Annotated in this window: 13 protein-coding genes; all 13 read right to left on the bottom strand. The window is 47.2% G+C overall.

The window, feature by feature from the left end; all coding sequences use genetic code 11:
* Positions 1-182: 182 nt before the first annotated feature.
* Positions 183-638, bottom strand: a complete 456-nt coding sequence (locus VGK02_01525) for an isoprenylcysteine carboxylmethyltransferase family protein (GenBank protein HEY3373730.1) — start codon at positions 636-638, stop codon at positions 183-185.
* Positions 639-658: 20 nt separating this feature from the next.
* Positions 659-796 carry a hypothetical protein gene (locus VGK02_01520; GenBank protein HEY3373729.1) on the bottom strand — a complete coding sequence of 46 codons (138 nt, stop codon included), beginning with the start codon at positions 794-796 and terminating at the stop codon, positions 659-661.
* A gap of 42 nt (positions 797-838) precedes the next feature.
* Positions 839-1,543 carry a DUF998 domain-containing protein gene (locus VGK02_01515; protein ID HEY3373728.1) on the bottom strand — a complete coding sequence of 235 codons (705 nt, stop codon included), beginning with the start codon at positions 1,541-1,543 and terminating at the stop codon, positions 839-841.
* A 449-nt stretch (positions 1,544-1,992) separates the two neighbouring features.
* Positions 1,993-2,580: a DUF3795 domain-containing protein gene (locus VGK02_01510; protein ID HEY3373727.1), complete on the bottom strand. Its 588-nt coding sequence runs from the start codon at positions 2,578-2,580 to the stop codon at positions 1,993-1,995.
* Between the two features lie 388 nt (positions 2,581-2,968).
* The gene (locus VGK02_01505) at positions 2,969-3,361 is read right to left on the bottom strand and encodes a hypothetical protein (protein HEY3373726.1); all 393 of its coding nucleotides are present in this window, start codon (positions 3,359-3,361) and stop codon (positions 2,969-2,971) included.
* Between the two features lie 281 nt (positions 3,362-3,642).
* Positions 3,643-3,819, bottom strand: a complete 177-nt coding sequence (locus tag VGK02_01500) for a hypothetical protein (GenBank protein ID HEY3373725.1) — start codon at positions 3,817-3,819, stop codon at positions 3,643-3,645.
* A 1,617-nt stretch (positions 3,820-5,436) separates the two neighbouring features.
* Complete coding sequence (locus VGK02_01495; protein HEY3373724.1) at positions 5,437-6,552, bottom strand: DUF6236 family protein; 1,116 nt, start codon at positions 6,550-6,552, stop codon at positions 5,437-5,439.
* Positions 6,553-6,956: 404 nt separating this feature from the next.
* The gene (locus tag VGK02_01490; protein ID HEY3373723.1) at positions 6,957-7,781 is read right to left on the bottom strand and encodes a hypothetical protein; all 825 of its coding nucleotides are present in this window, start codon (positions 7,779-7,781) and stop codon (positions 6,957-6,959) included.
* Positions 7,782-8,111: 330 nt separating this feature from the next.
* On the bottom strand, positions 8,112-9,170 hold the full coding sequence (locus VGK02_01485; protein ID HEY3373722.1) for a hypothetical protein: 1,059 nt from the start codon (positions 9,168-9,170) through the stop codon (positions 8,112-8,114).
* Positions 9,171-9,716: 546 nt separating this feature from the next.
* Positions 9,717-9,956 (bottom strand): helix-turn-helix transcriptional regulator, encoded by a 240-nt coding sequence (locus VGK02_01480; protein ID HEY3373721.1) that lies wholly within the window; start codon positions 9,954-9,956, stop codon positions 9,717-9,719.
* Positions 9,957-10,379: 423 nt separating this feature from the next.
* On the bottom strand, positions 10,380-11,417 hold the full coding sequence (locus VGK02_01475; GenBank protein HEY3373720.1) for an NDP-sugar synthase: 1,038 nt from the start codon (positions 11,415-11,417) through the stop codon (positions 10,380-10,382).
* A gap of 179 nt (positions 11,418-11,596) precedes the next feature.
* Positions 11,597-14,005 carry a phenylalanine--tRNA ligase subunit beta gene (gene pheT, locus VGK02_01470; GenBank protein HEY3373719.1) on the bottom strand — a complete coding sequence of 803 codons (2,409 nt, stop codon included), beginning with the start codon at positions 14,003-14,005 and terminating at the stop codon, positions 11,597-11,599.
* Between the two features lie 16 nt (positions 14,006-14,021).
* Positions 14,022-15,137, bottom strand: coding sequence for a phenylalanine--tRNA ligase subunit alpha (locus VGK02_01465; protein ID HEY3373718.1), 1,116 nt, complete (start codon positions 15,135-15,137; stop codon positions 14,022-14,024).
* Positions 15,138-15,379 lie beyond the last annotated feature (242 nt).

The following is a 15,379-nucleotide window of genomic DNA, read 5'->3' as shown; positions in this document are numbered from 1 at the left end:
GCTATAGGCGAAGACCAATCTCCTTTTCAGGGTCTTAAAGCCCCAGAACAATATCCAGCCTATAGCCTATCTACTCCAGGTTGTACTACTATATATTCCCTGGAGCGGTCAGCGACTACCTCTTTCATAGCATCTCCTTTCAGCGAGACGCCCTCGCCGGTAGGGCCTTGAGAGGACCTTCTTTATAGCCACGGTATCTTTACCCTATTGCAATATTCATCCCAGGCCGCACCAAAAATCTTTGACAGTACTTTTTCTTCTTCAGGCGAAAACATCCTAGACCCAATGTATACGATAGTTCCAATCAAGACTCCTAACCAGGTGTTAAATAGAAAACCAATCCATGGAAGCACAAGCAGAGCCGCATTTGTATATAGTGGATGCCTAACTAAAGAGTAGGGTCCGTTTGTTATCAGTTCTTTCTTGGGTACTTTTGTCAAGATTAAGACTACTGACCATATCCAAATTGTAACCCCAGGAATTAGGATGACAATAGAAATCGCCTTTAGAACAATTGATGGACCACCAACATTGAATAGAGATGGAATCATAGTATTCAGAATCAAGCCAACTAGCAAAAACGGCAATGTAAGTAGTCCAATTCTTTCTCCGCTTCCTACAAGTACTTTCAATTTCATATTCTTCCCCCTCCAATACTCTAAGTCGGGGCGGGAAACCGTTTGCGTAGGTTCCTGCGCTCCGCCTCATGCCCTTCCGCCGGCTTCCTTTCGGTTTGTATCGTTGTCTCCTGTTTGGTGTCATCGTAGTAGGCAGTGCGGTCGTCTACTCCTGTCATGGCTCATTCCCCTCATTTCTATTCGAGACTTGCAGCTCTATCTCAAACCGCCTTCTCAGGTGCCGCTGCGGGCAAAGTCTCCTGCTCCTTCTGAGCTCGCAAGAGGACGGTGGCGAGCACGAGTATCCACAGCATCGGGCCATAGACGGCCACACGCTCGATGGCTCCCCCCCACGGCGTCGGCAACCCCGCGGCGATCCGGGCGGCCTGCGTGCCCGTCCAGGCGCCAGCGACCAGGGTGGCCAGGATCGTCAGGATCGAATAGGTACGGAACCATCTCCTGTCTGCGCCGGACCCGGACCCGATGAACAGCACCATCGAGAGAACCGACGCCATTCCGAAGACTAGGTGCCCGAGGTCGGTGGCAGACCTCTCGGCTCCCCGCGCGTTCATCGGAACCAACCATCCCAGCCATCCGATGACGCCGAATGCCACCAGTGCGATCGCCGAGACTCGTAGGGAGCGCTTCTTGCCGGCCAATGCCCACACGCCGATGCCGAATACGACCACGAGTGTGTCATACACGATGCCCGAAGCAAGCATAAGCGGTCGTGTCGGAGCTCCGACGGCGCTGAGCTCGCTCACCATTTGGTCGAGGTGGCTGTAGCCTGTCAATCGCATGCCCCCCAGTACGTCGGTAGCGGCGTACAGCAACGTGGAGACGATGCCGCAGACGAGCAGGGCTTTTTGTACCATCGTAAGTGCTTGCGGTTCTTTTCTGGCTTGTACCATTGCCGCCTGTTTCATTTTCCCCTCCAAAATCTGGTTTTCGGATAATACCATTCTCTGGCTGTATGCAATCTAGTTTGCCGCAAACGCACAATAAATACTTACCGAATAAGTACATTTTAATTATCCCACTCACTGCAAGATGATGCCAGGAGCGCTTTCCAGGGCCAGTTGCTGGAATATGTTTGTTGAATCATAAACGCGTCGTCCTGCACATTCTCGAATATTTCAGGAAGCCGTTTCTAGTCGCGGACGAGAAATCCAGAGGGAGTTTGGCGACGACCGAGCCATCATGGACAAACGCGAGCATTTCAAAGGCACGTTATAAGAAAGCGGTCTCTTGTAATCCCTATTGTTATAGATACTGCAAGGGATAAAAAAAAGATTATGGTTTAGCAAAGCCATAATCTTCCATATTTGCTCCCCGGATCGGTCGTTATTCGAACTTTTGGAGCAACTAATCTTAGTTATTTAGATTTGGCGCTTCTCAGTTTAATTATGTAACCATTATTCTGAGCTATATTATCAATGGTTGCATGCATTAATTTCGCTTTGCCTTTAATATCTAGATTCGCTGATTTGACTCTTGCCACAGCAAAGGCTTCTTTCAACTCTTCTATGTCGAGAATAGTCGCCACTATGCAATAATAGCTTTTCGAGCGGCCCTCATTAAATTCATTTAATAGCGCTTTTAGGAGCTGTGCCCGCTCATTTTGTACTTTTTCAAAAGCGCTTACTCCACACTTCTTAATAAAAGAGATATTGTCTTCGAGCTTCTGATAGCAGATAAACGAATCGTGAATCTTACTGACTTCCCGGTGGTTTTGCCATTTCTCGCAAGTTTCACCTTTCGGGCAATCCCAGCAAAACTCAACGCCCCTGTTCTTCAGAGCACAGCGCAGTATGGGACAGGCCGCGCCAAACCGAAACTCCGTTTTACAGCCGGGGCATCTGCTTTCGGTCTCCCGGTTATGATCCGGACATAAAACACAAGTAAGCCCGCAGACACCGATGGCTGGATATTTTACTACATCGAAGATTTGCTTATTTACCATTACTTTATAGTAACACCGATGATGTAACTTATTAAGAGGATTCGTTCTGTAGTCGTACCCCATAACAATACCCTAAAAGCAGAATAACCGCTCTACAAAGCGGTTATTTCATAATCGAATTTGTACCTGAAAATCCATCCCCGGATTCGCATTTATTCCAACTTCTGTCTGAAATTGCCAGTTTGATTGCTTAGGTATTACGAGAGAAATCTGGAGAATTCTTAACACGCCCCTCCTACTTTTCCCTAATCAAACTTCTCTAGATGCGGATTATATAGTTTTTGGGTTAATCACTATACCGAGATATGTGCGCCTGTGGTGCGGTATAGGGACTAGCAAAGCCCCAGCTATACGCCAGGGCTTCGGCACATTATATCGACCTAGTACACTACTTTATTACCCGGGTTTCCCCGCTATTCCCACTCAAGAAAACGCCTATCTGTGTGACGCCATCCACCTCGTATACGGGAATAACACGGGGCTTACCCCCTCTGGCTTTCTGTTGAGCGACCGCCGCAGCGGGCGAGCTGGGATCTGGGCCCTCCAGGTCAGTGCGGTACGCGTAACCCTCTTTGCCGTTCGTGGCTTCAACGCGAATCAAATCGGGCTCATCCTCGAGTGACTTTGCATCCAGCCCCGAGCCGTAAGTCACACCTTGCTCGTTCTTGGGCCAGGCAGTCGACCCACCCAGATTGGCGTTCACGGCGATTGCGAACGATGCGGCGCCAAGCACCGCCATAAGTGCTATGATTCCGATAACCAGTACATGCTTCCTCTTCATGTAACCCACCTCCACTCTAATAAGATTGGTACGGACTCGTCATGGTTGCGTGACCATGATATTCGCTACCCGTCCATGATTTGCTGACCCCATAGCTATAATAGGTGTCTCTTACGGTCCAGTATGCTGTCCAGTTCTGTAAGCCTGTGCCTGGTATTGCGTTGTACACATAACCTGAATCCAGCACAAGAGTACCCGCATCATTATACAGTCGGCCGAGAGCGCCGTACCAGCCTGCTGGCCGAGTCGCCGAAGGATAGGCGCCGATGTAAGTAGAGGCTTTAGCACCGGATGTGTCGGTGACGACTGTCGCTCTGTTTCTGTAACCGTAAGCTCCCGTCAGTGAAGTTGTAGTAGCTGCTGTAGGCAGTTCCCGCGAGCGCCGACACGACGATGACGAATAACAGCACCACCGAAAGGGCAAAAGTGATAGCTGCCTTACGCGAAATTCGTCTCATTACTTCCTCCTCTTTGTGATGGGGGTCAGGTTTTGAAATATAACATTTATTGCTCTTCTTAAAATCAATACAAATACTCGCTTCACGTTCAAAACCACCCTCCCTTATATCATTACACCTAAAATCTTAAGGCTCGATTGTTTCCCATAATCACTCTGTTTCCTTTGGTCATAAATCAATTTAATTTTAGCAAGTATCATATGCTAAACTAATCTTGCTACCCTCTAATATTCCTTTAGGTAGGTCGCTTCTCTTATTCGGGGTCATTGGGGGGTAGCATTTTTCATTACCGTCCTCACCTCCTCTAAAATGATTCTTTTCAACTTCATAAGAGCGTCGCCTCCTTATGGCCTAATCGTGGCGCCGATATGCCAATTGATACCATATATTACGCTGCTTGGTTAGGACCAGCATATACTAAATGATTGTCATATGGCCTGTCAGTATAAGTTTACAAGAACATGCAGTGCTAAACCAGTAACCGTGTCTGAAAAGGAAGAAACCGTGTCTAAGAAGGCGTTGCTCTATTAGACAGCTAATGGAGGGGTTGTGGAGATACTGAGACGGCGCCCGGTGATTACAAATTATGTCATGCTCTTTCCTGGGCGACCAGAAGCCGTAACCATAGACATCATAAGAAGCATAAATGAAAAATGGCTCTAACGAGCCATTTTTTACCAGTGCTCCCCGGATAGTTACTTATTCCAACTATTGCAAGATATTGTCAGTTTGATTAGTTAAGCGAGGTTTGGAGGCGGAATTATCCTAGGTGCGGGCGTAAAGTTTCTGGGTGACGGTCAATTGCTTAAAAACACGAACTTTTCAGTGGCACCCTAAAAGGGGTACGGTCATTGCACCTTTGTGCTTTGAGAAATAAAAATAGGGGCGTCCACCATATCAGGCAGTTGCCTCTATCGTCAACCCTTTTATCTTCTTACTATGCCAATATTCATTGCTAGGATAACTAGCATAGATACTACTATTAACACAACTATTATGCCCACGACGATAAGTACATACTTTAGCGATTTTACCATCCCAACCATTTCCTAATTCTTATATACCGTACCATCCCTTGTTACGCTCACCCGGATATCCTCATTATAGTCTTGCAGAGTGCAACTAGCTATATATTCAAAACCAAGATAGAAATATCCTGTAGAGATGCACGAGAGCATCATTTCTTACCTTAACCTTTTCTGCCAACCCAGTGGATGAAGCCGGCTTGGCAAAAGCGCTCCCGCTGAGGCCAAAAACCAAAATTACTGCAAGAAGTAAAGCTAGACCTTTTTCATAACATGCTCCTCTCATTTTGCTGCTAACATTACTTGCCATTTGACTTCCAAAAACTACCGTCTTAAACAGTAGAAATTAGCTATATTTCAAAATCCAACCATCTCTTGTTTGTGCTGTTCTGAGCAACTAAGTGGCCTCTTAAATCTTATGTGGCAGGACAACACACTTAGCCTGCCTCATAAATTAAGCGTACATTGGAAGGCGAAGGCTTGATATAGACCTTGTCTAAAAAGCAGGTTCTCGTGTCTAAAATGCAAGTCTGGTTGTCTAAAAACCCTCGTTCTGCTTTTTGCTGTCCGATTTGATGTTATTGTCGGCGGTTTATATCCATTGCTCTCGTTCCATAGCTAGAATATATGCATATGGGTTACCTCTAATAATGTCTCGTTTCTCTTCATTGAATAACACGCCCATACCAACGAGCGAAATGCCTGCACCAACTAGCAATGCGTTTGGAACATCAAGCCCCATTCCGACTAGGACTGAAGAAGAACCGGCTGAAAGAAACGAAACCCTCATCCAGCTATTTGTTAGCCACTTTATACGACTACCAGAAAGAGCGCGTTTCAAATCTTCTATAGCCGGCTCTACTTCATTTACATACTTGTCTTTTAGGTGCTGGCGTAATGCATCTATTTCAAGTTCGTCTGGAATATCTTTTGTTAATTCCTCGACTTGTTTTCTAAAGCGACCGATCTCTGATTTATGGATCTTCCGGAACTCTAGTATCTTCTCGATAGGCGTATCACGATCAAGCCCTATTTTCTCGACTATCAGATCTACCATCATGCCTTGTGTTAGCTCCCGAGGTATATTTTGCCTCCTTCCTCGATATCCATACCAGCCTTCATACCTGTCGCTTTCTTGGACCACAGTTGATAGTCCTGAATCCGTTCGAGCGCTAAGGCTTAGTCTGTGAGGTGAAGCATTTTCTGTTAAAAGGGCGATTCCCAATCTTTCAGAGAGCTTTGTTGCCAATAAGGTCATATAAAAATCTGCAAAACTTTCATCTACTTCAAGCCAGCCTTTATTCTCGCGACCGAGCCCAATGTTTTCGATGATATCACGTACTCGATTGGGGAGTTTTTCTGGATGAATTGATGACAACCTTCTTACGGTTTCCGGGAGTTTTTCTGGATGGATATGTGCGTATCGCTGGGTATCAGTGTGAAGGAAGATATTTGCGGCTTCTGGGCTATTCAAAAACTTCAGGACATCCTCTGTCAAGTCCTCAATCTCAACCATATCTGAGCGCACTCTCAAGGGTTGAAGAATACCTTCATCTTCAAAAGCTTGCGCAACATCACCAGAGTAAGGGCATGAGATTGACTGGGGAACAATAGTTTGTATTGTGTCCCAGTAGAGCGAGGCACTCTTTATCCATCCGTCATACCTTATATCAATCCACGGATAATATAAGGCTCTTGTGAATGCCATGTGTTCCTCCCTTTGCCCTAACATATGTTTTATGTTTGTTCAGCGATTGATTTAATTATAGCTCTTATTGCGAAAGTACGCCAAAGAAATAGTAGGCGTGAATCAAGACTATAAAGCTCTAACTAGATCCGACCCATAACCGTACCCCATAACAATACCCGGATATACGAAAAACCGCTCTACAAAGCGGTTTTATCATGTGACTTTATGCGCCCTGAAAATTCATCCCCGGATCGGACTATCTTCGAACTTTTGGAGCAGTTGTGCTCATATGCAAGTGCATGATGGGCTCTTAGTCATCGCTGTAAGGGTAATCGGGACCTTCGGCATAAAGGTCAATATCAACCCGTGCTTGCATCTTTGACAATTTGTCGATTGTCTCAGGGTCAAAATGTAAGTGAGCCTTACTGAAAAGCATGTCGTATACGGCTACATAGTTCCGCGTCTATCTTTACGCATGACTTCTCTTTGTCGCTTTGCAAGTAATAGCCATCTGCCAGTGCAAAAAGATAGTACATATGAGTCTCTTTCGAGTTGTTTTTCGCTAGAATTTGTCTTACCATATAGTACTCATCAACCGACGCAATATCCTTGGCAGGATCGATTGAGGATGCAGCCATAGCCTTAAACACGATATCTTCGGCAAGCTGTTTGTTTTTACCTGTCACTGAGGAAAGCGAAGCTAATACGTTCCCGTTCTTGCCCAACTTCACTAAATCGTACGTTGAGCTGATTCCTGAAACACGTTCAAAGAAACCGGCGGGAAGAGAAGCGTTGCCCTTAAAAGCCCTAAAACTGTTATTGAGCCATGCTTTATCCGCCCTATAATACTCATCATCAATAACCAGGTACGTGTTGCTTAGATTTTGATAGGTATGAACGACGCCATCCTTTGTGGTTATATAAAACGTTCTTGTACTTCCAAGTTCGTCAGGAGGGCTTACCTTTTGTCCCTTGCTTGCGTTTACGATTTTTATTATTGAGCTAAATTCCGAGTCGGGGAATTTTTTATATTGAGTAGTCCGATCTGCCGGCGACAGCACCATTTCAATAGATTTTACCTCGTTTTCAGAGAGCGCATCGGCCCATACTATTTTATCGCTACTCGTATTAATATTACGATTAGCGAAGAGAAAATATCCTATTCCTATGACACCGATTACAGACAAGATGCTCATCCAGAATATCGGCTTTTTATACGCAATGATGTTCTTAGTTTCTGAGTTCATAATTTAGCGCTCCTCAAAATCAATACATTTGAGTTTTTCTTAGTAAGGTACATGTTCGCTATTAAGACGCTGGCAATTTTGTTATCTTGTAGAATCTGCATATAATCTTAAACCAATGCTATTACCAAAAGCTATTATGTTTTCGTGTGTTGCTCAGTTGACGGTTGTAAAATGGCAAATTGTTTTTAATAAAGAAATTCGGTAAAGCCCGGGACTTGTGGCAAATTCAACGGTTTCCCACTCAGACCCGGGCTTATTACCTAAAATATTACACTTTAGATCAGATCTTAAAGCTGGTCATCGATTGCATCTGGTTACATTTAAGGGTGATTAACGTCTCCAGCTAGTTAATGCCAGCGCACCGTTACCGTACGGGTCTATACCGTATTTGTGTCTATATAGACCATATGCCCCCCATTTAGAGGTTAACACCACGTTCCAGATACTTGAGGCGGTTGAGTAAACAACTGCAGAATGCCCTCCTGTAACAGGATAATACAATTTTTGACCCGCTGCCGTTGGCAAAAAGCCGACCTTTATATAACTACCGTCTGACATATATTTTGAAGGGTCATTCATCCAGTATGCGTTGGAAGTTGATTGCCAGTACCATGCATACGAATGGCAGTTATAGTTTGTGGTAGCGGATTGGAGCCTAGTTGCGCCAGGATACCTACTAGCCATTTCAGAATCCATAGCAGACTTTTGTGCGGGAGTCAGCTCTTCTCCTCTTGCGAAGACCGATACGGCGCTACCCTTGGGTGTATATACGGTGTAATACAGGTAACTAGCAGTTACGGCGGCTGCTACAGAAAAAGGAGATTTTCTGTCGGCGCCAATTTTAGTTACACCTAGTTCTTCAGAAAGTACGTTTGATAAGCCGATGATCGAGCTAACCTGGACTTCACTTAATTGTTTAAAAACGGCAGGTTGAGAAAGTAGCTCTTCAACGATCATTTCTTTCATAATGGTTTTATTTTTATCATTTTTGGGATTTGCAGTCACATTTTGTTCTATTGCCTCATACTCGTTGAACAGGCAGCTGCCCGCATCTTTTCTGCTCATAAGTTCTTTCAAACCAGAGAATCTTTCACTTACAGCCGCTATGCCATCGTCAATACTATCAAAAGCAAAAATATCGCCGAGAAATGGATAATCCATCACAGTTGAGACGAGTTCTGCTGTACTCATGTTTTTTACAGTGATTTCCGGTATATTCGTTAGCTCAAATAATTCATAAGGTTTGTACTTGGCCCAATCTTGTGAGTCAGGGGTGATTTTGTACTTATACGGGCTGTTGCTACTTTGCGCTACGGCACCTGTTGTCATTAAACTCAACATCATACATAGCGCTAAAGCTAAAAAAACAACTTTTCTGGCTTTAATCATGCGAACACTCCTTGAGAAAATTTTGAATTTTGCCTAAATACCCTTGCTGTCATATTTCTGTGGTATCGAAGATAGAAGTTGCTTGCGCCTTCTATCTTCTCGTGAAGCTGCATACGACAACACGTCTCTTGACATGAAGTCGAAGAAGTCCACTACCGGATACCCAGATTTATAATGCCACCTCCTTTCTTGACTAGTTTAACCGTGCGCTAAATTGAGATGAGAATAGCTTTACGGAATTGCGAATCGCCATTTAACAGCTATCAAGCCCAATTAGAAATCTGGGATATGTGTCTTGACAAGATGTTTGGTTCGCCCGCTATCGGCGTTCTGGTTGACTGATTAGCCGCTCGCCCTGCTTTGGCCGGCTATTTATACGCATCTCTCATAGATTGTTAGGTAGTGGAGCTAGCTTTTGCATATGCAGTGACCTAAATGGTTGTTATGCCGTACTGTACGGTTAAGTTATATTACTTATTGGTTATAGTATATCTAACTTATTTAACCGACAACCCTTGAAATCCCTAGGTTTCCCTAGGGTTCGGGTTAAATCCCAAGGTCAAGTAAGTCAAAGCGATTTCGTACCTGATACTTACGGAAGATATTCGATAGGTGAAACTCCACCGTTTTCACGGATACCTCTAGCTCACCTGCAATCTGCTTATTGGGCAAGCCTTTTTGGAGATATCTTAGAACCTGTTTCTCCCTGCCGGTAAGTATGGCGTAGGGTACCACATCTTCTGTGTGTACGTAATGCGTGTCTGCTTGGCACTTATCCTGGATCACAAATCCTCCTCTATATCCTATTCAGGTTTGACATGATTGGCGCAGCTAAAGTCTAATATCAAAATATTGATGTGTGATATTGTGGGGGGGGGTTGCAATATTTTAAGCAACAATCCGATAAACGCCCGGCACTAAAAGTATTGCTTGTTGGCAATACTATAATGTCATATATGGGTATAGTGGGTAAGTACGGTAGGTCTGAAAAGGAAGAAATCGTGTCTAAAAAGGTAGTACTTTTCAGATTAGAAAGCTAAGGGGAGGGTTTTAGAAGATCTAAGATAGCCTAGTGATTGCAGATCGCTTTATACTCTCTCGCAGGCCGCAATAAAGCACCGTAAGCATTATAAGAGGCAGAAACAAATAAATGGCTCTGTGGAGCCATTTATTACCAGTGCTCCCCGGATCGGATTCGAACCCCGGAGCTTACAGATTAAATACAGGTTCGGAGACGCCGCCTTGGAAGATGACGCGATTCAACCGCTGGCAAGAGGGTATCTTGTTAGCATCGGCGATGATGGAATTATCTAACGTTACTTGTGCTCCGATTTGGCTGTTATTCCATAGAACACTGTGAGATATCGTACAACCGGGGCCGACCGAACACCCATCACCGATAACGGCATAAGGGCCGATTGTCGCACCCCTATCGACTGAAACACCTTTGCCGATAAGAACAGGTTCTTCAATCTGCACGGTTAGATCGATTTCGGCCGACTCGTCCATCCAAACGGTATCGCCGATAAGACGCCCGTAAACCGGAAGCCTGGTTTTACCGCCGATTATATCCATGTTCGTCTGGAGATAGCGCTCGATAGTGCCGATATCGTTCCAGTAACCATCGGCAAAGTACGCATAAAGCTCACCTGACGCGGCAAGCGGTATAAGGACTGCGTGGAGCAACGACGAATATCCTTGCGGGATCATGCCTATAATCGAAGGTTCGAAAATGCCGATACCGCTGTAGACACCGTTGCGAATAAGCGGATCGGATGATGCAAGCGTTGTTACCTTACCATCCGGTCGCACGCTAATGCGCTCCAGCTCTTCGCTGTGCGCAGGATCAGCCATAATAAGGGTAGCCTTAGCACCGGTCTCGTTGTGGAAGGCGATTGCTTTCGATATATCGAAATCGGTTACAACATCGGTGTTTACTAGAATGAATTTGTCATCGGCCAAGAACCTTCCGATCTTTCTGATAGCGCCGCCGGTGCCCAACAGCTCGGGCTCAAACGAGTAGTGAACGCGCATATCCCATTCGGTGCCGCCACCGATAACGTCCTTGATGTCTTCGGGCAGAAAATGCAGGTTAATATAGGTTTCACGAAAATTATAGGGTTGTAGCAGCTCGAGCAGTCTGATAATCGCAGGCCTGTTCGCTACTGGGACAAGAGCTTTTGGTATTGTTCCGGTTAGCGGCCTGAGACGGGTTCCCAGACCGGCTGCTAGTAGAAATGCACGCATTGCATTCAGTATACATCCAGACATGATTGGAATATATAGGGCTTAAGCATAAGAAACAAAAAGGCGAGCTCAAAGCTCGCCTTTTTTAATCGATAACGCTGTGTTGTTAACTAAATGCCTGTATAACTTTACTGCGAATGGTTCTAAACCGCTACCATCGGTGCTTCATACGACTTTCTCTAAGCCCTGATCTCCGCGCCGAGCTCTTTGTTAAGCTTGGCTACAATGCGTTCGCGCACACTGAGCACTTCTTCATCGGTTAGGGTGCGGTCGGGCGCCCTGAAGGTCATCGAGTATGCCATACTCTTTTTGTCCTCGGGAATCCCCTTGCCTCTGTACACGTCGAACAGGCGGACGCTTTCAAGAAGCGCGCTTCCCGCTTTTTTAATCGCCTCAATGAGCGCATCGTTCGTCACATCATCGTTTACGAGAACCGCAATATCGAGCGATACCGCCGGGTATCTTGGTATTTCTGTAAACTCGGTGATTACTTTTGCATGGTTAATGAGCGTATTAAAGTTAAGTTCGGCCACGAAGGTGGCCGGTACATCGAGCCCGGCTTGCACCTCGGGGTGCAGCTCGCCCAAGAACCCGACCGGCTCCTCACCGATTAAGAGCTCGGCGCTCCGGCCCGGATGCAGGCTCGGATGCGCAAACTGCCGCACCGACCAATTGCCGATGTTCAGCTCATCGAGCACCGCCTCGATCACGCCTTTTAAATCGAAGAAATCGACGGTCTGTTTTTTCTCATACCACTGGTCTTCCTGCCAAGCGCCCGTCATTGCAATGCCGAGCATCGTCGGTTGGGCCGGTAGTTCCCCGTCTTTTTCTTTCCAGAAGACGTGCCCGACTTCGAATACCTGCACATCGTACTGTTCCCGGTTGACGTTGTAGCGAAGCGTCTTTATAAGACCGGAAAGAAGCGTGGTCCGCATTACCGATTGCTCTTCACTCAGCGGATTCATTAAAGGAACGAACCAGGTAAACGGATCGCCTTCGGGGGCTTGCAACTTTGCAACCTCCGCCGGATCGACAAAGCTATAGGTTATGATCTCGGATAACCCGGAACCTACCAGCTGCATTTTAATCATCTCGGCGATCTTCTGCCGTGCCGTTAACCCGCCCTTTTTGCCGCTACTCTCCGGCAAGTGCGATTTAATATTGTTGTAGCCGTAAATCCTGGCGGCTTCTTCGATTAAATCGATTTCACGCTCAAGGTCGGGCCTAAATGTCGGCGCAAACGCCCACATCTCCATTGTTCCGTTAACGACTTGCGTTCGTATCTCCAGGCGGTCCAAAATATCGCGGACCAAATCCATCGATAAATCGGTTCCAAGTATCGCGTTTACGCGTTCGAGGCGCAGGGGCAGTTTTTTCGGTTCAATCGGGGTCGGATAGACATCGATAATGCCCTCATCAACGATGCCTCCGGCCAATTGCTCCATGAGTTGTGCTGCCATGTTCGCCGCATAGATAACACCGTTGGGGTCGGTACCCTTCTCAAAACGCGACGTCGACTCGGATGAAAGCCCGAGGGCTCGCGATGTTCTGGTAATCGACGTCGGTTCGAAATACGCCGACTCGAGCAAGATGTCTGCCGTTTGATCCGACACTTCACTGTCGGCGCCGCCCATGATGCCGGCGATTGCAACCGCGTGATCGGCATCGGCGATAACCAGCATACTCTCATCGAGCTCGCGCGTAACGCCGTCGAGCGTTTCCATCTTCTCATCGTTATAGGCACGCCGGACGATAATGCGATGCCCGTGCAACAGATTGAAATCAAATGCGTGAAGCGGCTGCCCGGTTTCGAGCATGACGTAATTTGTAATGTCGACGATATTGTTAATCGCACGCATACCGGCCTTTTGCAGGCGCTGCTGCATCCACGTCGGGCTCGGCCCTATTTTGATACCGCGGATAATGCGCGCGGTGTATCGCGGGCAGAGGTCGGGGGCGAGTATCTCAACGCTCGTCACATCCGCCGCTTTTTCCGGCCCCTCTACTACTTCGGCCACCGGCTTGTCTAAAGTGCTATCGGTAATCGCGCTTACCTCTCTGGCAATACCTATCATCGACAGGCAATCCGGCCGGTTCGGCGTGATTTCCAGCTCTAAAACGGTATCATCGAGCCCGAGGGCATCGGCAAGAAGTGCCCCGACGTCTATGTCGTTCGGCAGAATCCAGATGCCGCTGTGGTCGTCTCCCATGCCGAGTTCGGCCTTGGAGCAGAGCATTCCTTCGGAAGTAACACCGCGAAGCTTCGCGGGTTTAATCTCGATACCGTTTGGCAAGTGCGCGCCGATTAACGCCACCGGCACTTTGTCGCCACGCTTGATGTTTTTAGCGCCGCAGACAATCTGCAACGTGTCGGGCATCCCGATGCTAACAGTGGTTATGCTCAGCTTATCCGCATTTGGATGCGGTTGTACATCAAGAAGCAACCCGACGCGCACGTGATCGAGCCCTTCGCCGAGTGTTTTTATGCTCTCCACGGCAGTCCCGGTGAGGTTGAGCTGCTCAGCAAGCTCCTCAGGCGACATGTCGAACTCTACGAAATCTTTTAACCAACTTATAGGAACAAGCATATTAGTCTCTCCCTCCTTAGAACTGCCTTACGAAACGCATATCGTTTTCGTAAAACATGCGAATATCAGGTATACCGTAGATAAGCGATGCGATGCGCTCGACACCCATGCCGAATGCAAAACCGCTTACTTTTTCGGGATCATAGCCGACTTCTATCAGTACATTCGGGTCGACCATGCCCGCACCGAGAACTTCGAGCCAGCCGCTGCCGCATAACCTGCAACCCCGGCCTGTACAGCTAAAGCACAAAACGTCCACTTCGGCGCTCGGCTCGGTAAATGGGAAGAAGTGCGGACGCAGGCGTATCTGCTGGTGTTGACCATCCATACCCTGGGCCGCTTCTTCCGGGAAGCCCTCGCGGGCGCGCAGGCGCATCAGCCGTTCTTTTCCAAACATCTGCTGCGTGAACTCTTCAAGCGTACCTTTTAAATCTCCGAAGGTGATGCCCTTATCCACCACTAGGCCTTCTATCTGGTGAAACATAGGTGTGTGGCTCGGGTCGGCGACATCACGACGAAACGCCCGCCCCGGCGCAATAATGTATACCGGCGGCTGCTGGGATTTCATCACACGGATCTGTACCGGAGAGGTATGCGTGCGAAGCAGCACGTCATTGTCATCCGGCTGGACGCCTTTCTTGGAAACGTAAAACGTATCGGAGAGCGTTCGCGCCGGGTGAAATGTCGGCTGATTGAGCGCTTTAAAGTTATAGTAATCAAGCTCGATCTCGGGTCCTTCGGCCAATTTATAGCCGAGCCCGATAAAGATATCCGTAATTTCCTTTATAACCTGGGCAATCAAATGCCGGTGCCCAAGAACCGGCCTACGGCCTGGAAGCGTTATATCAACGGCTTCAGCAACGAGCCGCTCCGCCACTTCGGCGCGAGACAGCTCTTCTTGCCTTTCCGAAATATAGCGTTCGAGTTCCTGTCGTACTTCGTTTGCGATCCGGCCGACTTCCTTGCGCTCCTCGGACGGCAATTGCCCGAGCGTTTTTAAAATGGAAGTCACCCGCCCTTTCTTTCCGAGAAACTCTACTCGTACCTGATCTAACTCTCGCAGGTCAGAAGCCTTCTGAATTGCTGCCTTACCCTCTTCAAGTATCAACTTTAGATCCGCCTGGGATGACATCGCCCCTCATCACCTTCCTCAACAAAGTTTGTTTCCAAAACGATGGTAATAAAAAAGTCCTCTCTCGTTCACCAAGGACGAGAAAGGACCCGCGGTACCACCTTGATTCAAGCCACTTTATTCCTTAACACGCATGCGTAGCCTAAGGGTTATCAATAGCGTGCATACGCATATTCATAGTACAAGCAACCTGCTCTTATATCGCCCGATAACGGTGGGTACCGATTCCCCTACTTAAGCTC

This window comes from Candidatus Aquicultor sp. (genome assembly GCA_036504445.1).
Taxonomy (GTDB): Bacteria; Actinomycetota; Aquicultoria; order Aquicultorales; family Aquicultoraceae; genus DASXVE01.
The sequence above is the reverse complement of the archived record's forward strand: the minus strand, read 5'-3'. Positions and strand labels throughout refer to the sequence as shown.